This is a genomic window from Streptomyces sp. NPDC048415 (assembly GCF_040651675.1).
In the GTDB taxonomy this organism is placed as follows: domain Bacteria; phylum Actinomycetota; class Actinomycetes; order Streptomycetales; family Streptomycetaceae; genus Streptomyces.
Window position 1 is genome coordinate 13,793 of sequence record NZ_JBEZKJ010000004.1, and the last position, 21,017, is coordinate 34,809.

General features: G+C 69.6%; 20 protein-coding genes. 5 read left to right on the forward strand and 15 right to left on the reverse strand.

Going from position 1 to position 21,017, the window contains the following annotated elements:
• Positions 1–264: 264 nt before the first annotated feature.
• The 3 genes from AB0D27_RS04495 to AB0D27_RS04505 form a co-directional block, all read right to left on the reverse strand.
• Complete coding sequence (locus tag AB0D27_RS04495) at positions 265–657, reverse strand: hypothetical protein (RefSeq protein ID WP_362501938.1); 393 nt, start codon at positions 655–657, stop codon at positions 265–267.
• A 227-nt stretch (positions 658–884) separates the two neighbouring features.
• Positions 885–1,736 carry a helix-turn-helix transcriptional regulator gene (locus AB0D27_RS04500; RefSeq protein WP_362501940.1) on the reverse strand — a complete coding sequence of 284 codons (852 nt, stop codon included), beginning with the start codon at positions 1,734–1,736 and terminating at the stop codon, positions 885–887.
• A gap of 12 nt (positions 1,737–1,748) precedes the next feature.
• Positions 1,749–2,501 carry a DUF6879 family protein gene (locus tag AB0D27_RS04505; protein WP_362502348.1) on the reverse strand — a complete coding sequence of 251 codons (753 nt, stop codon included), beginning with the start codon at positions 2,499–2,501 and terminating at the stop codon, positions 1,749–1,751.
• Positions 2,502–2,669: 168 nt separating this feature from the next.
• Between AB0D27_RS04505 and AB0D27_RS04510 the strand changes: the two genes are divergently transcribed.
• Positions 2,670–2,876 (forward strand): hypothetical protein, encoded by a 207-nt coding sequence (locus tag AB0D27_RS04510; RefSeq protein WP_362501942.1) that lies wholly within the window; start codon positions 2,670–2,672, stop codon positions 2,874–2,876.
• On the forward strand, positions 2,873–3,094 hold the full coding sequence (locus tag AB0D27_RS04515) for a hypothetical protein (RefSeq protein WP_362501944.1): 222 nt from the start codon (positions 2,873–2,875) through the stop codon (positions 3,092–3,094). Before AB0D27_RS04510 ends, AB0D27_RS04515 begins: the two co-directional genes overlap by 4 nt.
• Before the next feature lie 120 nt (positions 3,095–3,214).
• Here AB0D27_RS04515 and AB0D27_RS04520 read toward each other — a convergent pair whose 3' ends face one another.
• On the reverse strand, positions 3,215–5,257 hold the full coding sequence (locus tag AB0D27_RS04520) for a recombinase family protein (protein ID WP_362501946.1): 2,043 nt from the start codon (positions 5,255–5,257) through the stop codon (positions 3,215–3,217).
• Between the two features lie 186 nt (positions 5,258–5,443).
• Between AB0D27_RS04520 and AB0D27_RS04525 the strand changes: the two genes are divergently transcribed.
• Complete coding sequence (locus AB0D27_RS04525) at positions 5,444–6,319, forward strand: SDR family oxidoreductase (RefSeq protein ID WP_362501948.1); 876 nt, start codon at positions 5,444–5,446, stop codon at positions 6,317–6,319.
• Between the two features lie 3 nt (positions 6,320–6,322).
• Here the strand turns inward: AB0D27_RS04525 and sigJ are convergent, their stop codons facing one another.
• The 11 genes from sigJ to AB0D27_RS04580 form a co-directional block, all read right to left on the reverse strand.
• Positions 6,323–7,219 carry an RNA polymerase sigma factor SigJ gene (gene sigJ / locus AB0D27_RS04530; protein WP_362501950.1) on the reverse strand — a complete coding sequence of 299 codons (897 nt, stop codon included), beginning with the start codon at positions 7,217–7,219 and terminating at the stop codon, positions 6,323–6,325.
• A gap of 52 nt (positions 7,220–7,271) precedes the next feature.
• On the reverse strand, positions 7,272–8,105 hold the full coding sequence (locus tag AB0D27_RS04535; RefSeq protein WP_362501952.1) for an enoyl-CoA hydratase/isomerase family protein: 834 nt from the start codon (positions 8,103–8,105) through the stop codon (positions 7,272–7,274).
• 47 nt (positions 8,106–8,152) lie between these two features.
• The gene (locus tag AB0D27_RS04540) at positions 8,153–9,454 is read right to left on the reverse strand and encodes an alpha/beta fold hydrolase (RefSeq protein ID WP_362501954.1); all 1,302 of its coding nucleotides are present in this window, start codon (positions 9,452–9,454) and stop codon (positions 8,153–8,155) included.
• 138 nt (positions 9,455–9,592) lie between these two features.
• Positions 9,593–10,618, reverse strand: coding sequence for a LacI family DNA-binding transcriptional regulator (locus AB0D27_RS04545; protein ID WP_362501956.1), 1,026 nt, complete (start codon positions 10,616–10,618; stop codon positions 9,593–9,595).
• A gap of 76 nt (positions 10,619–10,694) precedes the next feature.
• Positions 10,695–12,110 (reverse strand): BNR repeat-containing protein, encoded by a 1,416-nt coding sequence (locus AB0D27_RS04550; protein ID WP_362501958.1) that lies wholly within the window; start codon positions 12,108–12,110, stop codon positions 10,695–10,697.
• Positions 12,111–12,124: 14 nt separating this feature from the next.
• The gene (locus AB0D27_RS04555; protein WP_362502351.1) at positions 12,125–12,445 is read right to left on the reverse strand and encodes an L-rhamnose mutarotase; all 321 of its coding nucleotides are present in this window, start codon (positions 12,443–12,445) and stop codon (positions 12,125–12,127) included.
• Positions 12,446–12,462: 17 nt separating this feature from the next.
• Entirely contained in the window at positions 12,463–13,545 is a 1,083-nt protein-coding gene (rhaS, locus tag AB0D27_RS04560; RefSeq protein ID WP_362501960.1) for a rhamnose ABC transporter substrate-binding protein, read from the reverse strand.
• 126 nt (positions 13,546–13,671) lie between these two features.
• On the reverse strand, positions 13,672–14,664 hold the full coding sequence (locus AB0D27_RS04565) for an ABC transporter permease (protein WP_362501962.1): 993 nt from the start codon (positions 14,662–14,664) through the stop codon (positions 13,672–13,674).
• Positions 14,657–15,697: an ABC transporter permease gene (locus AB0D27_RS04570; protein ID WP_362501964.1), complete on the reverse strand. Its 1,041-nt coding sequence runs from the start codon at positions 15,695–15,697 to the stop codon at positions 14,657–14,659. Before AB0D27_RS04570 ends, AB0D27_RS04565 begins: the two co-directional genes overlap by 8 nt.
• On the reverse strand, positions 15,694–15,849 hold the full coding sequence (locus AB0D27_RS04575) for a hypothetical protein (RefSeq protein WP_362501966.1): 156 nt from the start codon (positions 15,847–15,849) through the stop codon (positions 15,694–15,696). Before AB0D27_RS04575 ends, AB0D27_RS04570 begins: the two co-directional genes overlap by 4 nt.
• Positions 15,846–17,363, reverse strand: coding sequence for a sugar ABC transporter ATP-binding protein (locus AB0D27_RS04580; RefSeq protein WP_362501969.1), 1,518 nt, complete (start codon positions 17,361–17,363; stop codon positions 15,846–15,848). Before AB0D27_RS04580 ends, AB0D27_RS04575 begins: the two co-directional genes overlap by 4 nt.
• A 275-nt stretch (positions 17,364–17,638) precedes the next feature.
• Between AB0D27_RS04580 and rhaI the strand changes: the two genes are divergently transcribed.
• Together rhaI and AB0D27_RS04590 are read left to right on the forward strand one after the other, a co-directional pair.
• Positions 17,639–18,808 carry an L-rhamnose isomerase gene (rhaI, locus tag AB0D27_RS04585; RefSeq protein WP_362501971.1) on the forward strand — a complete coding sequence of 390 codons (1,170 nt, stop codon included), beginning with the start codon at positions 17,639–17,641 and terminating at the stop codon, positions 18,806–18,808.
• Positions 18,809–18,973: 165 nt separating this feature from the next.
• Positions 18,974–21,013: a bifunctional aldolase/short-chain dehydrogenase gene (locus tag AB0D27_RS04590; RefSeq protein ID WP_362501973.1), complete on the forward strand. Its 2,040-nt coding sequence runs from the start codon at positions 18,974–18,976 to the stop codon at positions 21,011–21,013.
• Positions 21,014–21,017 lie beyond the last annotated feature (4 nt).

Consider the following 21,017-nt stretch of genomic DNA (forward strand, 5'->3'; position numbering starts at 1 on the left):
CGGCGGGTTGGGAGAGCGCGCCATGGAGAACTCTCGTCCGACCTCGCGCGAGGTTTCTCAACCGTCCGGACGGCTGGCGGGCGTTGGCCCTGGATTCCCCCCGAATCGCGGCGTCCTGGCGCCTCTGGGGGCCGTTCGGGGTCCCGGATGGCCCAGGGTTACCGGCGCGGGGGTCTGCGGCCCGCAGATGGCCGCAGGGCCACGGCGCTCTTGGTCACGAGTTCTCGCGCGAGAACTCGTGAGACACCCGTGCGAGATTCTCCGTCACGACCGGCTGTGAGCGCGGCGTTCCAAATTGTTGAGGTGTGTCAGTGCCACATGAACCCAAGCCCTGCCATCCTCAGCAGCCTCTCGCTGCATCCGAAGATCCCATGAAGCTACGACCAGATCGGCATCTGTATCCAGCCACTGCTCCTGAGTAATCGACTCGATCTTGCTGATAGGGGCTCCACCAGGCGGCGCAGAAGACCTGGCAGCCTCCCAGGCCAACGCGGCAGTCAGCAGCACGTTCCCCAACCAGTCATCCCGGCGCCTCGAAAGATCCATTAGCGTCTGATACACGTCGCCACGATCGTCCGCTGCGAACCAGTCCTTTGGCCGTCCTTCCTCGACGATCTGATCAAACAGATGGCGGACACGCTTGAGCTGCTCTCTCAACTCATCCGAGTCGGGCCCTAGCGCAAGTCGGTGACGGCGAGTCTGCCGCTTGTCGACCAGCGTCCAGACGGCCGCGACGGCCGCGAACCATCCCGGGCAGAAACTTGAGCCAGTCGGCAGCAGTCACGACCGGGATTGTGGTGGCCCCTCGATCTCCTGGGGAGCCGATCCGCGAAAATGGTGACTGTGGGACCGGAGGTACTCGCCGGCTCGGGCTGGATCGTCCGTTAGGCGACGTTGAGCGTCCGGCGCGCACGGCTGATCAGGTTGTGGGCGTCGGCGCCGAACACCGCCGACTCGCGCAGGGTCTTCCAGACTTTGAGGTGTGTCGCGACGCTGTCCGCGTCGTCGAGCCAAAGCTCAGCGTGCCAGTTCTCGACGACGACCTGTTGTTCGTCGTAGATCCAGAAGCCACCGCCGGGCGGGATCTTCAGGGACGCACCGACCGGCACGATCCCGAGTTCGACCGTGTCCAGGCCGATCATGCCGGAGAGGCGGTCGAGCTGTGCGGCGAGCACCGAGGGCGGGCAGATGAGCGCGCTCAGGACCGGCTCCCACAGAAGGATGTGGTACTTCCGGCCCGCGCTGTACAGGCCCTCCTGACGCTTCATACGCGAGCGCACGGCCTCCTCGATGTCCCGGACGGAGCCGTGCAGCTCGGTGAATCTGCTGAGAATCGCTCTCGCATAATCGGGCGTCTGGAGCACGCCGACGATCCACGACGACTCCCACGCTTGGAGCACCGCCGCCCGCGCCTGTGCCTCGTTGTGCGCGTCCTGGACGGCCTTGTGACCGGCGGCGAGCTGGCGCCGCCAGGAGCGGATGTGGGACTCAAGTCCCCGGAGGCGGGCTAGGAGTTCCCCGTCCGCCTCCGGCTGGCCGGTGGCCTCCGCCCACGCCCTCAGCTCGTCGGCCGTGGCCGTCTGCTTGCCGTTCTCCAACTTGCTGATCTTCGACTGGGGCCAGCCCAGCCGCCGGGCGAGGACCGTGCCGGTGAGCCGACCGCCGGGGGCGGACTCGCGCAGCTCGCGGAGACGCTCACCGAGCGCCGCGCGTGCCTGCTGGAAGTCGGTGCTCACCGGTCCTGATCACTACTCCTTGGCGTCCATGTCGGCCGCGAACTCCTCGTACGGGACAGCGTGGTGCATGGCCGCGTCCCGGACCATGGAGTACCTGACCACCTCGGCCGGTTCGGTGATCAGCTCGACGTCGACCAGCTCGTCGTCGTCGGTGAAGTTGAGGAGCGCCACCAGCCGGGAGTCAAAGATCCAGAAGTCCTTGGCGGGCAGGCTCAGGCGATCGGCCTCGGCGCGCGAGAGGTTGCGGATGTCCTCGCCCAGCGCGGTGTTCTTCTCGGCGTACGCGAGCAGGTAGCGCTGTCCCTGAGTGGCGGGCTCGTCGACGATGCGCACTCGGCCGACTCGCGCGCCGCCAGCGGCCTTCTCACGGATCGTCACGGACCACGGGGTGCTCAGGTCCCAGGTCGGCGCCTCGCCCCGGACGAACTGCGCCCATGTGTCGGTCGCCTCGTCGGAGGCGTACCGGCGCCGGGTCTCCAGGCGCCAGGCGGAGTGCTCGAACCGCTCGAAGAGCTGTCCGAACGCGTCCAGGTCGATGATCCTCGCGTCGCGCGTCACGTCCTTCGGCCCCCAGTCCACGAGCAGTTCGCGAGGTACGACGATCGGCACCTCTCCCTCTCCGAGGTGCCGGAGCTGTGCGATGTCCTCCTGATCGGTGAGTGGCGGACCGTGAACGATGATCTCGCCACTGTCCAAGTCCTCGTGCACGGACGGGCAGCCGCCCTCGCCGCTGCCGGTTCCGTTGAAGCGCAATCGCCTCATGATCGGTGCCCCTCTCGTAAGGGTTTTGGATCAGCCTTCCGTCTCCGCTTGCTCGTCGGCTACGGCTCGCCCCCGGTCAGATGAGAAAGCCTGTGCATAAGCCATTCCTACCCGCGAATATCCGTGAATATCCACTGGCCCTCTCAACCAGCCCCCGATGACCCTGAGTTCATGGTCACAGCGCAGCAAGAACCGGACACGACGGATGTCACAGCGGCCGTGGAGGCTCTGCGGGAAGCACTGACGGCGGCGAAGATCGTGCTGCCGTCACTGGGGGTGGACCAGGCGTCGCCCTCACTGAACCTGATCAACCTAGGGCGGGTGCGCGCCGACGTCGCGCTGAGGCTCGCCGACACCATCCGGCGGGGGTGCGCATGAACGGATATACGCCGGAGATCGGCGACCTCGTATTCGACGAGGCGACGCGCAAGGTCGGCCAGGTGATGGACCGCGTCGGCCCGCACTGGCAGCTCAAGCCGCCGGGCGGCGGGCGCGAATGGGACGCTCATGGCCCGCTGCGCCCCGCCACACCGATGGAGAAGCTCTCGTGCGGCGTGGCGCTGGCCAACGCGCGGAGCCGGGGTGAGTGGCCGTGAGCGCGTCGACCGCGACCGGCGACGTGACGCTATCGGCAGAGTGCACGTTGGCGAAGCGTCGCGGATACGGAGACCTGCACGCCGAGTGCAGGCAGACCAAGGACGTGCCGCTGCCGCACTCTAACGGCGTCCTTCTGGTGCACCGCTGCCGCTGCGGGTGCCACCGCCCTGGCGGTGCGTCATGAGCGTGACGCTGCACGTATGCAGGGCGTGTGACGGCCTGATCACCGACTCCGAGGACGCCGTGCCGGTCGCCCATGATCTCGGAAACTCGGGACCCGGCTGGACGGTGTGGGCGCACCGCGAGCACGTCGATGATGTCGAGCTGATCGACCCGGACTTGCTCCGGATCGTGTGCCGCATCTGGGCTGCCGGATCATGACCCGCTGGCGCGGCGCCCGGTCGGCGTCTCCCCCCGTCCCGACCGGGCGCCGCCCCAACAGCCGGGCGCCCCACCGGAGATGTGTCCCGGTGGGGCGCTTGTCGTGTACGGACGGCTACTTGATCGGCTCGATCTTCACGGAGTCGGGATTGAAGTAGTGCGATCCCAGCTTCCAGCCAGCCGGGCGGCCCTGCTCGGCGGGCAGGATCGTCACCGTGACCAGAGCAGCGACGAGATTCCGGCGCTGGTCCAGCGGGTACGTCTCGCGCCACCAGCTGAGCCTCGTCCGGCTCCTCGACGTAGCGCCACAGCAGCTCGGTCCGGTCGAGCTCATCGAGCGGGCTGGACGTGGCAGCCGCCGCCATGACCGCGTCGGCGATCTCCTTGTCGACGGCCGCGATCCTCTCCTTGATGCGCCGGGCCGCCGTCTTGTACTCCACCGGGTCCGCGTCGTCATCGTCCAAGAACGTCTCGGCCAAGTCCTTGAGCCGGGCTGAGAGGGCGGCATGCTTCGCTGCCAGAGCCTTCGTGTCCGGCACGACGGCGGGCGCCGGTTCCGCGACCGGGGCGTCACTGCACAGCCGGGCGATGACCGTACGTTCCACGAGATCATCAACGGCGGTGACGTTCCGCGACACATGTCCCTCGTCGGCGCACGTGTACACGGAGCCGTTGCGCTCGCGGCCCCGCCCGCGCGTGGTCACCAGGGCAGGGCACAGGCCGCACTTGTACAGGCTGCCGCCCAGGTACTTGCGGGCCGGGCCGGGCGATGTTCGGCGTTTCGAGTTCTTCAGGACGACTTCGCAGATCAGCCATGTCTCCTCGTCCACGAGCGCGGGCCACGCGCCCTTGCCGATGATCTCTCCGTCGACCTCCATGAGCCCGGCGTTCCGGGGCCTGCGCAGCAGCTTGAGGAAGGTCGTCGGCGTCCACTCGCCTGGCATGGGCTCCGTGCGGGTGCCGTCCTCGTTCCGCTTTCGGCGGGCCGGGGTCTTCACGCCAGCCGCATGCCACTTCCGCAGCTCGGAACGGTTCGACGCTCCGTCAGCGACCGTGCGCGTGGCCTGCTCCAGGTGCCACGCCTCGGAGCCGGGGGCGTTGACCGGCTTGGCCGGGCAGCCGTTCAGGCACGCGACCGTGACAGCCTTGATCGGGCAGGGCGCTTCATCGTCGTGCGTGTGGTGCTCCCCGTGATCCTCACGCACGACCGTGATCACAAAGCCCTCAGTGGCACTGCACTCGGGGCAGACCAGGGAGCGCGGCGTCTTGCCGTCGACCTCGAAGCCGAACGGACGGCCGCCGCCCCGGTACGTGCCGTCGCGGACGTTGTCCTTCTTGGCGTCGGCCACGCGCTCGCCGATCTCCTCCGACTCTTCCTGCGCGTCGATCGCCTTGCGCCGGGCGATGCCGGGTCCCTCGGCGGTGTTCATGTTGATCGGGCCACCCTTGGTGAACTCGACGGCGATGTCCCGTTCCTGGATCAGGTCCAAGAGCTCGAAGGCATGGAGATAGTTGCGGTTCAGCCGCTTGTCGGACACGGCGAGGATCGCGTCCGCGCTGCCCTTCCGCAGCAAGGTCAGCGTCCGGTCGTAGCCGGGGCGGTTCTTGCTGCCGGTGCCGGTGATGTCGTTGTCGGTCAGCACGGTGACGATCTGCCAGCCACGCTGGGCGGCGAGCTTCCGGCAGGCTGCTTCCTGGCGTTCGACCCCGTACTCGCGGCCTTCACGGTCCTCGCTGATCCGGCAGTAGATGTTCGCTTGTCGCGGTCGCTTATTGATCACCGGGTGCACCCCTTTCGGGCTCCCTTCCAGGGTGCGCCTAGAGGGGGTGCAAACGCATACCCGACGACACCGGTGAACTCCCGCCCGGCGGACGGGTGGTGGACCCGCGGCGTACGGCCGCCGCATGAGGGCGATGTCCGTACGTGCCTCTGGAGGTTTGCGGACACACGGGGTATCGAGGCGGCCATGGACGACACACTGCTCCCGGGCCTCCCTGTCCCTCCCCCGTTGGGCGCGAGCGCGCTGCCGCCAGGGACGTACGACGGCTCACTGGTCCTGGTCACCGGCGGCGGCACCGGGCTCGGAAAGGCCATCGCGGCGGAGTTCGCCCGGCTGGGCGCCGATCTGGTGATCCTCAGTCGCGGGGCGGAACATCTGCGCTGCGCGCAAGAGGAGTTGGAGAATCTCGGCACGCGGGTGACGACCGCCGTGTGCGACGTACGGGATCCGGAGCGCATCGCCGAGGTGTTCGACGCGTGCGCACTGCCTGACGTACTCGTCAACAACGCCGCCGCCAACTTCCCTGTACCGACCGAGGACATGTCCCCGAACGCCTGGCGCACGATCGTCGACATCACCCTGACCGGCACATTTCTGATGACCCGCGAGTTCGGACGGAGGCACCTGGCCGCGGGCACCCCCGGTTCGATCATCGACGTCGGCGCGTCGTACGCGTGGACGGGCGGCCCTGGTTTCGCGCACAGCGCGGCGGCCAAGGCGGGCGTGCGCAACCTCGTCCGGACGCTGGCCGTGGAGTGGGGCCCGTACGGGATTCAGGTCAACGCGCTGGTACCCGGTCTGATGCCGCACGAGGACATGACGGAAGACATCCGCGGCCGGCTGGACCTCGCCGACGCGCACGACACGCGCCAGCCCGCCCTCAGGGTCGGCGCGCCGCGCGAACTCGGCTGGGCCGCCACCTTCCTGGCCTCCCCCTACGCCCGTTTCATCACCGGCCACACCCTGGTGGTGGACGGCGCGAACTGGCAGCGCAGGGAGCTGGTCAGTCCGCGGGTGGTGCCGGTGCGGGACCAGTTGGGGCGGGGGCCCTTCGCGGGCTGACCGTCACTCCCCCAGCTCACCGAGGTCGAGGCGCGCGAGCCGCTGGGGGTCGGCCAGGATGTGCACGGCGACGATCTTCCCGTCGGCGACGGTGGCGCCCATGACCGACATCGGCCGGCCTTCGGGCATCGCGACGACGCCGACCTCGCCGTTGACGAGGACGAGCCGCGAGGCCGCGGCGAAGCGCGCGAACGCCAACGCCTGCTGAGCGACCGCCACCGCGCCACGGACCACCTTGGAGGCCGCCGCGCCGCCGACGAGCGGACCCGAGTCGGCGCGCAGCACCACGTCGGGGTGCAGGACCGAGACGAGGGCCTCGAAGTCTCCGCCGCGTGCGGCCGCGAGGAAGGCGTCGAGGACCTGCTTCTGGCGGGCGAGATCGCGCTCGGGCTCCGGAGCGGATGCCCGCACCCGGCGGCGGGCACGGCTGGCGATCTGGCGGGTGGCGGCCGAGGAGCGACCCACGATGGGCGCGATGTCGTCGAAGGGCACCGCGAACATGTCGTGCAGGACGAACGCGAGCCGTTCGGCGGGCTCCAGTGTTTCCAGGACCACGAGGAGGGCGAGAGCCACCGAGTCGGCCAGCAGCGCCTCCCGCTCGGGGTCGTCGACCGGCTCCAGGGAACGCAGGACCGGATCCGGGACGAAGGGGTCCATGGGCTCTTCCCGGCGCGAGCCGCGGGAGCGCAGCATGTCCAGGCACACCCGGCCGACCACGGTGGTCAGCCAGGCCCCGAGATTACTGATCTCGTCGGCTTCGGTGCGGCTGAGTTTGAGCCAGGCCTCCTGGACGGCGTCATCCGCGTCGCTGAAGGAGCCCAGCATCCGGTAGGCCACCGCCCTCAGGTGGCCGCGGTGGCCTTCGAACCGGTCCGCGAGGAGTTCACTGCTGTCGTGCATCGGTCCCCCGTACATCCGTCGTGCAGAACGGTGACCGATCCAAGCATGCCGTTCACTTCCCCTCGAAGCGGGGCGGGCGGCGGGCGCTCTTCGCCTCGTACCCCTCGCGTATGTCGTCCGAGGTCAGGGTGAGGGCCGCCGACATGGCCGTACGGTCGAGGGCGGCGGTGAGCCCGGCGTCCGCGTACGCGTCGATGTCGTGCTTGATGCCCTGTACGGCAAGGGGTGCGTTCGCCGCGATCTCGGCGGCGACGGCGTGGGCGGTCTGATCCAACTCCTCGGGTGCGGCGAGGAGTTGGACCAGACGGAGGCGTTCGGCCGTGGCCGCGTCGAGTCGGCGTCCGGTCAGCGCGAGGAGTTTCGCCCAGCCGGCGCCCGCCTCGCGCGCGATGCGCAGATCGCCGCCCGCGTCGACCGCGACGCCGAGCTGCGCCTCCGGCAGCGCGAACACCGCGTCGTGGGCCGCGATCCTGACGTCCGCCATCAGGGCCAGCTCGAATCCGAAGCCGAGGCAGTAGCCCCCTACGGCCGCGACGACGGGCTGCGGCAGCCGTGCGAAGGCCGCGAAGCGTTCGTGGGCCCAGCGGATCCCTTCGTAGTAGGCGCGTGCGCGCTCCGCACCCGTGCGGCCGGTGATCGCGCCGCCCGGTGCCGTGACGTCGATCCCCGCGCAGAAGGCGCGTCCCTCGGCCCGCAGCAGGACCACCCGGATCGACTCCTCGAAGCGGATCCGGTCGGCGAACAGGCCGAGTTGACGCGTGGATTCCCAGCTCCACGCATTGAGTTTCGCCGGGCGGCAGAGGGTGAGGACGCCGATGCCGTCCGCCACGTCGAGGCGCAGTCGCTCCTCGCCCTCCGGGATGTCCGTACGCGTGGTGTCGATCACCGCACCTCCCAGTTTTCTGACAGCTCGTCAGAATCCTAGGGGTGACTTCAGACCTCGTCGCGTGTCAGGGCGATCAACCGGTCCAGGACACGCGGCCCGCCGGCCCGTACGCCGTCGTGCTCGAACTCGTCCGTCACCCAGGTGCGCAGGCCTCGGACGGCGCGGGCGGTGCGCAGGGAGTGCTCGGCATCGACGTACATGTCGTCGTGGTAGACCGCAGCGGCGACCGGCACCTCGTTGGCGGCGAGGCGGGCGGGGTCGTACAGCGGCTGCCAGTCGGTGCGGGCGGCCAGCTCCTCGGCGGTCTCGCGCAGCGGGCGCAGCGCCGGGTCGGTCTCGAACGTCCAGGGGTGCACCGACTCACCGGTGAACAGCAGCGCTCCGTCGTCCGCGAGGCTCTTGGCCGCGTCGAACTGCGGGAACTCGGCGCGCACCCGCTCGGCGGACCATGCGGTGGGACGGCCGCCCTGGGCGTAGCAGGCTTCGTGGACGAGTGCGTACAGCGGATGTCCGGCGTATGAGAGAAGGCTCTGGACGTCCTCCTGGAAGGCGTCGGAGAGGGCGGAGCCCTGTGGGGTGCGGACGAACGCCTCCTCCAGGAGGTAGTGGAGTCGGTGGCTGCCCTCGCTGCCGCCGAGGACGATGCCGAGCGACTGGAAGGCCTCGACGGTCAGGCGGTAGCCGCCGTTCAGGACCGGCTCGTGCTGGAGGAGGTACTCCGCGATCTGGCGCGCCCGCTCGACGTCCTGCGGGTAGCGGGCGTAGTGCGCGGCGACCTTGCGTTCGATGCGCGGGTACGCGGCCCGGTAGACGTCGTCCGCGTGCGCGTCGAGGGAGGGCAGGCCACCGGTGATGACGGCGGCGTGCAGGCCCTGCGGCGCGGTGGACAGGTAGTGGACCGTGCAGAAGCCGCCGAAGCTCTGGCCGAGTACGGTCCAGGGGGCGCCGCCGGTGAGCCGGGGGCGGATGGCCTCGCAGTCACGGACGATCGAGTCGGCGCGGAAGTGCGCGAGGTAGTGGGCCTGTTCGCGCGGGCCGCCACGCAGCGGGAGGGTCTGCCGGTTGGCCGGCGTGGAGTGGCCGGTGCCGCGCTGGTCCAGGAGCAGCACCCGGAACTCCTTCAGCGCGCGGCCGAGCCAGGCCTGCTTGCCGACGAAGCGGTTGGCGCCGAAGCCGGGGCCGCCTTGCAGGTAGACCAGCCAGGGGAGGTCCTGGTGCGCCTTGTCGCTCGCGACGACCTCGCGGGCGAACAGTTCGATGCTCTCCCCCGCCGGGTCGTTGTGGTCGAGGGGCACCGTGAAGCGGTGGTCGGTGAGGACGACACCGGGCTGGCGGTAGCTGACGGTCAACAGGGCTCCCGAGACGTGCGGATTCTGCGTCCCAGTTGAGCACATGTTCCGCGGGCCGCGGGGTCCGGGGATCAAGAAATCCTACTGAACGGTGGCTCAGCGGTACGGTGCGAAAGAGGCCCTGGGCCGGGCCGCCGCTCAGCGGGCCGAGAGGCTCGAGCGGCGTACCACCAGCTCGGGCTGGAGCACGACCCGCCTGTGCTCGTGCGGCGTCGGCGCGCTCTCCGTCTCGATCTCCTCCAGGAGCAGCTCGGCCGCGAGGGCGCCCATGGTCACGGCGGGCTGGCGTACGGAGGTGAGCGGGACGGCCGCGGCGGCGGCGAACTCGATGTCGTCGTAGCCGACGATGGCGAGGTCGTCGGGGACGCCGACGCCGGCCGCGTACATGGCCTGCAGGACGCCGAGCGCGAGCAGGTCGTTGGCGCAGAAGACGGCGGTGGGGCGCTCGGCGAGGCCCAGCAGCCGGGCGCCGGCGTCGCGTCCGGCGGCCACGTCGAGGCGTTCGGTGGGCAGCTCGCGCAGGCACTCGGGTCCGAGCCCGGCCTCGGCCAGGGCGTTCAGGGCGCCGGTGCGGCGATCCCTGACCTGGTTGAGGCCGGGCGGCCCGCTGACGTACGCGATGGATCGGTGACCGGCGTCCACGAGATGGCGTACGGCAAGGGCGCCGCCCGCGACGTCGTCGACGGAGACCGAGCACTCGGTGGTGCCGTCGGCGACCCGGTCGACCAGTACGAAGGGGATGCCGTTGCGGCGGAAGGCCTCGATGTTGCGCCCGCTCGCGTCGGTGGGCGTGAGCAGCACCCCGCGCACGCGCTGTTCGGCGAAGAGCGACAGGTACTCGGCTTCCTCGGTCGCGCTCTGCGCGCTGTTGCAGACCATCACGCCGAGGGCGGCGTCCCGGGCGGCCCGCTCGGCGCCGCGCGCGACGTCCACGAAGAAGGGGTTGCCCATGTCGAGGACGAGCAGGCCCATGATCCGGCTGCGCCCGGCCCGCAGCTGGCGCGCGGACTCGCTGCGCACATAGCCGAGCCGGTCTATGGCGGACAGGACGCGCGCCCGGGTCTCGGAGGCGACCGTGTCGGGGCGGTTGATCACGTTCGAGACCGTGCCGACGGAGACTCCGGCGGCACGGGCGACGTCCTTGATACCCACCGACTGGGCCATCAGGCGGGAACCTCCAGGGGAACGAGAAGCGGCGGGCAGGCGCTCACATTACCCGCGTGCCGACGGAAAACGGTCGTCATGAGGGCAGCCGGAAGTCGGTGACATGGAGTGCCGAGGGCGTCGTACCGCTGGACTTCTCCTGGTACATCACCGACAGCGTCCCATCTTGCGAGACGCGCATCTCATCGATCACGACCTCGCCGAAGGCGTTGAGGCCGCTGCCGTCGTACAGGAGCTTCCAGTCGGTGTACCCGGAGGCCTTGGAGGCGCCGGCTATCCGGCCGAACGGCATGATCGCGTACGCGTTGTCGTAGGTGTCCAGGACCAGCTTGGTGCGCTGGCTGGAGTTCAGGGCGATCGGGATCTCGGTCTTGGTCCACGTGCCCGAGGCGTTCTTGCGGACGTGGAAGGCGCGGCCGTTGTTCGTCCGGTCGGTGACGTAGTTGGTCGTGCACTGGCCGAAGCGGCCAGGTACGTAGCTGATGATCGCGTGCGGCAGGCCGGTGGAGTCGGTGGCCTGGCTCTCCTGGTTCATCAGCGAGTGGTCGGGGTCGAGGGAGTCGATGACCAGCCCGCTGTCGGTGACGGCGACCGTGTCGGCGCTGCCGGTGGTGGCGACGAGGGCGCCGGCGTCGCTGCGCCAGGTGCGGCCGCGGTCGGTGGAGTAGACGTAGCCGGTGTCGTGGTTGGTGATGCCGCCGCTGTTGCACATCACGGCGCCGTTCTGCTCGCGCCAGGTGAAGAAGGAGTGCAGTCGGCCGCCCGCGTCGTAGTCGATGCCGTGCAGATACATGTTGCGGGCGGTGCTCGAGCCGTGCGAGCTGGTGTAGGTGCCCGTCGAGCTGGTCCACTCGCCGAGCGCCCTCCAGGACGAACCGTCGTACTCGGCGAGGGCGTTGCGGCCGTTTCCGGAGATGCCGACGCGATAGCTGAGCTGGAGCTTGCCCTCCGGTGTCGAGATGAACTGCGGGTAGGTGAACTGCGTCGTGAGCGCGAGGCCGTCGAGCGTGGTCTGTACGGAGCCGAAGACCGCCGAGGTCCACGCGGGTACGTTGTCGAGCAGCCCGGCCGCCGACTTCACGTAGAAGAAGCCGTCACTGTGCGAGTCCATGGTGAGGTGCAGCCGGCCGTCGGTCTTGGACACGCCCATGGAGATGACGTTGTGCGAGTCGTCGCTCTTCAGCTTGTGGGCGAGAGTGACCGTGGACCAGGTGGACGCGCGAAGCGCCCGGCGGGCGACCACGGCACTGCGGTCGGCGGTGTACCAGGCCGCGTACTGGTAGCCCTTGTGGGTGAGCAGGCCGTTCTTCTGGAAGGAGTTGTTGTTGACCAGTCCGTCGTAGGAGACGAAGTACAGGGCCCGGGCGTCGAGTTGGGTGCTGCCGGCCTGGGTGACCGACGGGCCTGGGCCGGCGGCATGGGCCGTGCCGGCGATCCCGGGGCCTGCGACAGCGCCCAACACGGCCGTTGTCAGCAGAGTGCGTCGTCTCATGTACGGGCTCCTGGTCAGGCTAGGTGGAAGACTTCGGTGAGAGGCTTCATGGCCTCGTCGGGTCTGGCGCCGTCCAGCGACTCGAAGAACGGCGCCATCTCCGCCTGCCAGCGGGCGTTGACGTCGGTGGCCTCCATGCCGGCCTGCGCGGCCGCGAAGTCCTCGCTCTCCAGGTAGCCGACCAGCAGGCCGTCCTCGCGCAGGAAGAGCGAGTAGTTGTGCCAGCCGGTGGCCGAGAGCGCTTGGAGCATCTCGGGCCACACGGCGGCGTGCCGGTCGCGGTACCCGTCGAGGCGGTCCGCACGGACCTTCAGCAGAAAGCACACGCGCTGCATCAAGGACCCTCGTCCGCCTAGAAGTTGAACTGGTCGATGTTCTTGGCGTCGAACACGGTCGGCTTGCCCAGGTTGATCACGCCGTCCTTGCCGATGGTGAAGGCGCCCATGTCACCGGCCTTGAAGGTCTCGCCCTCCTTGCCGCTGATCTGCCCCGAGGACAGCGCGACGGCCGTGCGTGCGGCCAGCTCGCCGAGCTTCGCCGGGTCCCACAGCTCGAAGGCCTCGACGGTGCCGTTCTTGACGTACTTGCGCATGTCGTTGGGGGTGCCGAGGCCGGTCAGCTTGACCTTGCCCTTGTACTTCGAGCCGGACAGGTACTGTGCCGCCGCCTTGATGCCGACGGTGGTCGGGGAGATGATCCCCTTCAGGTTCGGGTGCTCCTGGAGCAGGCCCTGGGTCTGCTGGAAGGACTGCTGGGCGTCGTCGTTGCCGTACGCGACCTTGACGAGCTTGACGTTCTTGTACTTGGGGTCCTTCAGCTCGTCCTTCATGAAGTCGATCCAGGTGTTCTGGTTCGTCGCGGTCTGCGCGGCGGACAGGATCGCGATCTCGCCCTTGTAGCCGATCTGCTGCGCGAGCAGCTGCACCTCGGTGCGGCCCAGGTCCTCGGCGCCGGCCTGCGAGACGAAGGCGTTGCGGCACTCGGGCTTGGTGTCGGAGTCGTAGGTGACGACCTTGATCTTGTTCGTCATGGCCTGCTTGAGCGCTGTACACAGGGCGCCCGGGTCCTGCGCGGAGACCGCCATGGCGTTCACCTGCTGCTGGGTGAGCGTGTTGACGTAACTGACCTGGCCTGAGGTGTCGGTGGCGCTGCTCGGACCGACCTCCTTGTACTTGGAGCCGAGCTCCGTCAGGGCCTTCTCGCCGCCCTTGTCGGCGGAAGTGAAGTACGGGTTGTTGACCTGCTTGGGCAGGAAGCCGACGGTCAGGCCCTTCTTGGTGGCCGCGTTCGGGTCGGCCTTGCCGGTCGTGGCGGCCGAACCACTGTCGTCCTTGACGTCGTTCTTCGTGGTGCCGCCGCAGGCGGTGGCGGCCAGGGCCAGCGAGGTGACGGCGGCGAGCGCCGCACAGGTACGGCGGATCGAGGACTTGCGCATGGCGGAGATTCCTTTACGAGGGTGAGCTGAGGGGTTACAGGGCGGGCCGGGTGGGAACTAGAGAGCGGGCCGGGTGGGAACTACAGGGCAGGCCAGGTGGGAACTACAGGGCGGGCCGGGTGGGAATTACGAGGCCGGAGTCGAGGCGGCTCTGCGGCCCGCCCTCGCTACGGAGATCTGCCGCGCGACCCGGGGGCCGAGCACGGAGACGACCAGCAGGACGCCGGTGACGACGATCTGCGACTGGGCGGAGACATTCAGGAGGCTCATCACGTTCTGCAGCGCGCCGAGCAGGAAGACTCCCGCGATCGCGCCTCCGAGCGTGCCCTTGCCGCCGTCGAAGTCGATGCCGCCGAGCAACACGGCGGCGACGACGGAGAGTTCGAGGCCGGTGGCGTTGTCGTAGCGGGCGCTGGCGTAGTGCAGTGCCCAGAAGACGCCGGTCAGGGACGCCATGAAGCCCGTCGCGACGAACAGGATCAGCTTCTGTCGCTTGACGCGGATGCCGGCGAACCGCGCGGCCTCCTCGTTCGCGCCGATCGCGAACGCCGAGCGCCCGAACGGGGTGGCGTGCAGGACGACCACGGCGATGGCGAGCAGCACCAGGAAGGGCAGGAACGCCTGCGGGACGAAGGTGTTCCCGATGCGTCCGGCGGCGAAGTCCTGGTACTGCGCGGGGAAGTCGGTCACCGCGTCCGAGCCGAGCACGATCTGCGCGATGCCCCGGTAGGCGGCGAGCGTACCGATGGTGACGGCGAGGGACGGCAGCCCGAGCCGGGTCACCAACAGCCCGTTGACCAGCCCGCACACCACGCCCAGCAGCAGGCACAGCGGGATGATCGTCTCGATCGACATGCCCTGGTTCCACAGGGCGCCCATCACCGAGCCGGACAGACCGGCCGTGGAGGCGACCGAGAGGTCGATCTCCCCGGCCACCACAAGCAGGGTCATCGGCAGCGCGATCAGCGCGATGGGCAGCGTGTTGCCGATCAGGAACGACAGGTTGAGGGCGTTGCCGAAGCCGTCCACGAACCTGAAGGAGAACAGCAGCAGGACGATGAGGAGGGCGCCGACGACCGTGTCCCAGCGGACGGCGCGCGCGAGGGGCGAGTCAGCCATGGCGGGCGTTCCTCTTCTTCAGGGCCAGGGCCACGCGCAGCGCGACGATCCGGTCGACCGCGATGGCGAGGATGAGCAGGATGCCGTTGATGGCGAGCACCCACACGGAGCTGACGCCGAGGGCGGGCAGCACGCTGTTGATGGAGGTGAGCAGCAGCGCCCCGAGCGCGGCGCCGTAGACGCTTCCCGAGCCGCCGGTGAAGACGACGCCGCCGACCACCACCGCGCTGACGACGGTGAGTTCGTAGCCGGTGCTGGTGCCGGAGTCGACGTTGCCGAACCGGGCGAGGTACAGGGCGCCCGCGAGTCCCGCGAGGCCGCCGCAGACGATGTACGCGGTCAGGATCCGCTTGCGGACCGGGATGCCGGCGAGCCGTGCGGCCTCGGGGTTGGAGCCGAGCGCGTACAGCTCGCGTCCGCTGCCGAAGTGCTTGAGGTAGTACGCGGTCACCAGCAGCACCGCCAGGGCGATCAGCGCGAGGTAGGGGACCGCCGAGATGCCGCCGGAGCCGAAGTCGACGAAGCTGCCGGGGAGGTCGGCCGCGGTGATCTGCCGGGAGCCGACCCAGATCGAGTCGATGCCGCGGATGATGTAGAGCGTGCCGAGGGTGACGACGAGCGCGGGCACCTGGCCGAGACTCACGAGCAGTCCGTTGACCAGTCCGCAGCCGATGCCGAGCAGCACCGCGAGGAACACCGCGACGACGGGGTTCCCGCCGCCCTGCAGATAGGTGCCGGCCGCGAAGGCGCTGATGCCGAGCGTCGAGCCGACCGACAGGTCGACATTGCGGGTGATGACGACCAGCGACTGGCCCGTGGCGACCAGCACGAGGATCGTCGCGTTCAGGAGCAGGTCTTTGATGCCCTGCTCGGAGAGGAACTGGCTGTTGCCCATCTGGGTGATGACGATCATCACCAGGAAGACGACCAGGATGGCGAGTTCGCGCATCTTGAAGACGCGGTCCACCAGCCGGGTACCGCTCGACTTGGGCACCTCGGCGGCGGGGGCGGGATTGGGCGCGGTCACCGTCATGCCGCGGCCCTCCGGGGGATGATCGGCGTCGCGCGGGCGGCCCACTGGGAGCGGGCGGGCGTCGCACACACGGCCCCCTCGACGGCGGCCCGAAGGTCAGCGGCGGGCGTCACTGTCGCGGCAGACGTGGTGGCGCTCTTGGTGGCTGTCATGCGGCGGCCCTCCCCGTGGCTGCGGCCATCACGGATTCCTCGGTGGCTTGCGCACGCGGGATCTCGGCGGTGAGCCGGCCCTCGTGCATCACGAGCACGCGGTCGGCCATGCCGAGGATCTCGGGCAGGTCGGAGGAGATCATCAGGACGGCCACCCCGTCGGCCGCCAACTCGCTGAGCAGCCGGTGCACTTCGGCCTTCGTCCCGACGTCGATGCCGCGGGTCGGCTCGTCGACGATGAGCACCTTGGGGCCGGTGGCGAGCCACTTGGCGAGGACGACCTTCTGCTGGTTTCCACCGGAGAGGGTGGCGACGGTGTCGGCGATCCGGGCGTACTTGACCTGGAGCTTGACCGCCCAGTCGAGAGAGCGGCTGCGCTCGGCCCCGCGGTCCATCAGGCCCGCCTTGACCGTCGTCCGCAGTCCGGTGAGCCCGATGTTCCGCTCGATGGACATGTCCATCACGAGGCCCTGGGCGCGCCGGTCCTCGGGCACGAGGGCGAGCCCCGCGGCCATGGCCGCGGAGGGCGCCCCGTTCGTCAGCGACGTACCGTCGACCTCCACCTCACCCGCGTCCCAGCGGTCGACGCCGAAGACGGCCCGGGCGACCTCCGTGCGCCCGGCGCCGACGAGCCCGGCGAGACCGACGATCTCGCCGCGCCGGACGTCGAAGGAGACATCGGTGAAGACACCCTCGCGGGTCAGGCGGCGCACGCTCAGGGCGACCCCGCCCGCCTCGACGTCCTGCTTGGGATAGAGCTCGTCGAGGTCGCGGCCGACCATCCGGCGTACGAGGTCGTCCTCGGTCATGCCGGCCACGGGCTCGGTGGAGATCCAGGTGCCGTCCCGCAGCGTCGTGACCCGCCGGCAGATCTGGAAGATCTCCTCCAGGCGGTGCGAGATGAACAGCACCGCCGAGCCCTGCTCGCGCAGGGTGCGCACGACGCCGAAGAGACGCGCCACCTCGCTGCCGGTGAGGGCGGCCGTCGGCTCGTCCATGATCAGCACGCGGGCGTCGAAGGAGAGCGCTTTGGCGATCTCGACGATCTGCTGGTCGGCGATGGACAGGCCGCGCGCCGGACGGTCGGGGTCGAGTTCGACGCCGAGGCGCTTCATCAGGGCGAGGGTCGCCGCGTGCGTGGCCTTGTGGTCGATGCGACCGAGCGCCCGGCGGGGCCGGCGGCCCATGAAGATGTTCTCGGCGATCGAGAGGTCGGGGAAGAGCGTGGGCTCCTGGTAGATCACCGCGATGCCGGCGTCCCGGGCGTCGGCGGGACCGTGGAAGACGGTGGGCTCGCCGTCCAGCAGTACCTGACCGGCGTCCGGTCGGTGCACGCCGGCGAGCGTCTTGATGAGGGTCGACTTGCCCGCGCCGTTCTCTCCGGCGAGCGCGTGCACCTCGCCGGGGAACAGTTCCAGGGACACGTCCCGCAGGGCGCGCACCGCGCCGAAGGACTTGGAGATGTCCTTCAGCGCCAGCACCGGGGCCGGACCCGTGTCGGACGGGTGGGTCATGAGGGGCTCCTCGACGACGTCGGCGGGACGGCCCCCACAGCGTCGTGAAAGGTTTCAATTGGGTTGCCGGGACGTTAGACATGTCACCCAGGTCACGTCAATGGGTTCGGGTCGAAATTTTTCGATGCCCAAGGGTCGTAACGGAGTCACGGCACACGGTCCCTGCCGCAAGGGTTGACAGCCCTTCGACGGCCTCATACTTTCGCCTCCTGAATCGTTTCAGACCGAAGTGTGCACGGACGTCTTTACAGACCCGAAGTCGTAGGAGTCCCGAAGTGACCGATCTCGCCGCGGTGAAGGCCGCGCTCAAGACCCAGGCCGTCGAGACGCCGTCGTGGGCGTACGGGAACTCGGGGACCCGATTCAAGGTGTTCGTGCAGCCCGGAGTGCCGCGCACGCCGCAGGAGAAGCTCGACGACGCCGCGAAGGTGCACGAGTACACGGGGGCCGCGCCGACGGTCGCGCTGCACATCCCCTGGGACAAGGTCGACGGTTGCGACGGATTCGCACAGCTGGCCAAGTACGCCGAGGAGCGCGGCCTGAAGCTGGGCACGATCAACTCCAACACCTTTCAGGACGACGACTACAAGCTCGGCTCCATCTGCCACCCGGACGCCGCCGTACGACGCAAGGCTCTTGATCACTTGTTCGAGTGCGTCGACATCATGGACGCGACGGGATCCAAGGACCTGAAGCTGTGGTTCGCCGACGGCACGAACTATCCCGGCCAGGACGACATCCGTGCGCGCCAGGACCGGCTCGCCGAAGGCCTGGCCAAGGTCTACGAGCGGCTCGGCGACGACCAGCGGATGCTGCTCGAGTACAAGTTCTTCGAGCCCGCCTTCTACACGACCGACGTCCCCGACTGGGGCACGGCGTACGCGCACTGCCTCAAGCTCGGCGCCAAGGCGCAGGTCGTCGTGGACACCGGGCACCACGCCCCCGGCACCAACATCGAGTTCATCGTCGCGACGCTGCTGCGCGAGGGGAAGCTCGGCGGCTTCGACTTCAACTCCCGCTTCTACGCCGACGACGACCTGATGGTGGGCGCGGCCGACCCCTTCCAGCTGTTCCGGATCATGTACGAGGTGATCCGCGGCGGCGGGTTCACGCCGGACGTCGCCTTCATGCTCGACCAGTGCCACAACATCGAGGCGAAGATCCCGGCGATTGTCCGTTCGGTGATGAACGTCCAGGAAGCCACCGCCAAGGCTCTCCTCGTCGACCACTCCGCGCTCGCCGAGGCTCAGCGGGCCGGGGATGTGCTTGCCGCGAACGCCGTGGTGATGGACGCGTACAACACGGATGTGCGGCCGTTGCTGGCCGAGGTGCGCTCGGAGCTCGGGCTCGACCCCGATCCGGTCGCTGCGTACCACCGGTCCGGCTACGCGGCCCGGATCGCCACAGAGCGGGTGGGTGGGCAGCAGGCGGGTTGGGGGGCGTGATTGCTGGGTCTCGTCTGCCCCATGCGGCCCGTCGCAGGCCGCGGGCCGTAGTGGGCTGCTCGCGCCCACGCGGCGAAGCCGCAGATTGACACAGCCCCGCGCCCCTGAGGGGGCGCTCCCCCTGAGCCCCCTTACCCGTAGACACTCTTCTAAAGGACCTGGAACATGGCACCCCATCCCGAAGCCGCCGCCCTCCTCGCCCGCTCTCACCGGCTCGGCGCCGACCCCCGTAACACCAACTACGCCGGCGGCAACGCCTCCGCGAAGGGCACCGACATCGACCCTGTCACCGGCGGTGACGTCGAGCTGATGTGGGTCAAGGGCTCCGGCGGTGACCTGGGCACGTTGACCGAGGCCGGGCTCGCGGTGCTCCGGCTCGACCGGCTTCTGGCGCTGAAGGACGTCTATCCGGGCGTCGAGCGCGAGGACGAGATGGTCGCCGCCTTCGACTACTGCCTGCACGGCAAGGGGGGCGCGGCGCCGTCCATCGACACGGCGATGCACGGTCTGGTGGACGCGCCGCACGTCGATCATCTGCACCCCGACTCCGGGATCGCGCTCGCCTGCGCGGCCGACGGGGAGAAGCTGACCGCCGAATGCTTCGGCGACGGCGTGGTGTGGGTGCCCTGGCGCCGGCCCGGTTTCCAGCTCGGCCTGGACATCGCTGCCGTCAAGGAGGCCAATCCGCAGGCGATCGGCTGCGTCCTGGGCGGCCACGGCATCACCGCCTGGGGCGCCACGTCGCAGGAGTGCGAGCGCAACGCGCTGCACATCATCCGTACCGCCGAGGCGTTCCTCGCCGAGCGCGGGAAGGCGGAGCCGTTCGGGCCCGTCGTCGAGGGGTACGAAGCCCTGTCCAGGGCCGACCGCCGGGAGCGCGCCGCGGCGCTGGCGCCGTATGTCCGGGCCGTCGCCTCCCAGGACCGCCCGCAGGTCGGCCACTTCACCGACTCCGACGTGGTGCTGGACTTCCTCGCCCGCGCCGAGCACCCGCGGCTCGCGGCACTCGGCACCTCCTGCCCGGACCACTTCCTGCGGACGAAGGTCAGGCCGCTCGTCCTCGACCTGCCGCCGGCCGGCGACCTCGACGAGGCGGTCGGCCGCCTGAAAGCGCTGCACGCCGAGTACCGCGAGGAGTACGCCGCCTACTACCAGCGGCACGCACGGCCCGACTCCCCCGCGATGCGCGGCGCGGACCCGGCGATCGTGCTCGTCCCCGGCGTCGGCATGTTCTCCTTCGGCAAGGACAAGCAGACGGCGCGGGTGGCGGGCGAGTTCTACGTCAACGCGATCAACGTGATGCGCGGGGCGGAGGCCGTCTCGACGTACGCGCCGATCGAGGAGTCGGAGAAGTTCCGCATCGAGTACTGGGCGCTCGAGGAGGCCAAGCTCCAGCGGATGCCGAGGCCCAAGCCGCTCGCGACGCGGGTGGCGCTGGTGACGGGCGCGGGCAGCGGTATCGGCAGGGCGATCGCCGAGCGGCTGGCGGCCGAGGGCGCGTGTGTGGTGGTCGCGGATCTGAACGCGGAGGGCGCTTCCCAGGTCGCCGAGCAGCTGGGCGGTCCCGACAAGGCCGTCGCCGTGAGCGTCGACGTGACCTCCGAGGAGCAGATCGCCGAGGCCTTCAGGGCGGCGGTGCTGGCCTTCGGCGGCGTCGACCTGGTGGTCAACAACGCGGGCATCTCCATCTCCAAGCCGCTCCTCGAGACCACCGCGAAGGACTGGGACCTCCAGCACGACATCATGGCCCGCGGCTCCTTCCTGGTCTCGCGTGAGGCGGCCCGGGTGATGACCCGGCAGGGGCTGGGCGGCGACATCGTCTACATCGCGTCCAAGAACGCCGTCTTCGCCGGTCCCCACAACATCGCCTACTCCGCGACCAAGGCCGACCAGGCCCACCAAGTACGGCTGCTCGCCGCCGAGCTGGGCGAGCACGGGATCCGGGTCAACGGCGTCAACCCCGACGGAGTGGTGCGCGGCTCCGGGATCTTCGCAGGCGGCTGGGGCGCGCAGCGGGCGGCGACGTACGGCATCGAGGAGGACAAGCTCGGCGAGTTCTACGCCCAGCGGACCATCCTCAAGCGGGAAGTACTGCCGGAGCATGTGGCGAACGCCGTGTTCGCCCTGACGGGCGGGGACTTGACGCACACCACGGGGTTGCACGTCCCGGTCGACGCGGGCGTCGCCGCGGCCTTCCTTCGGTGACGGC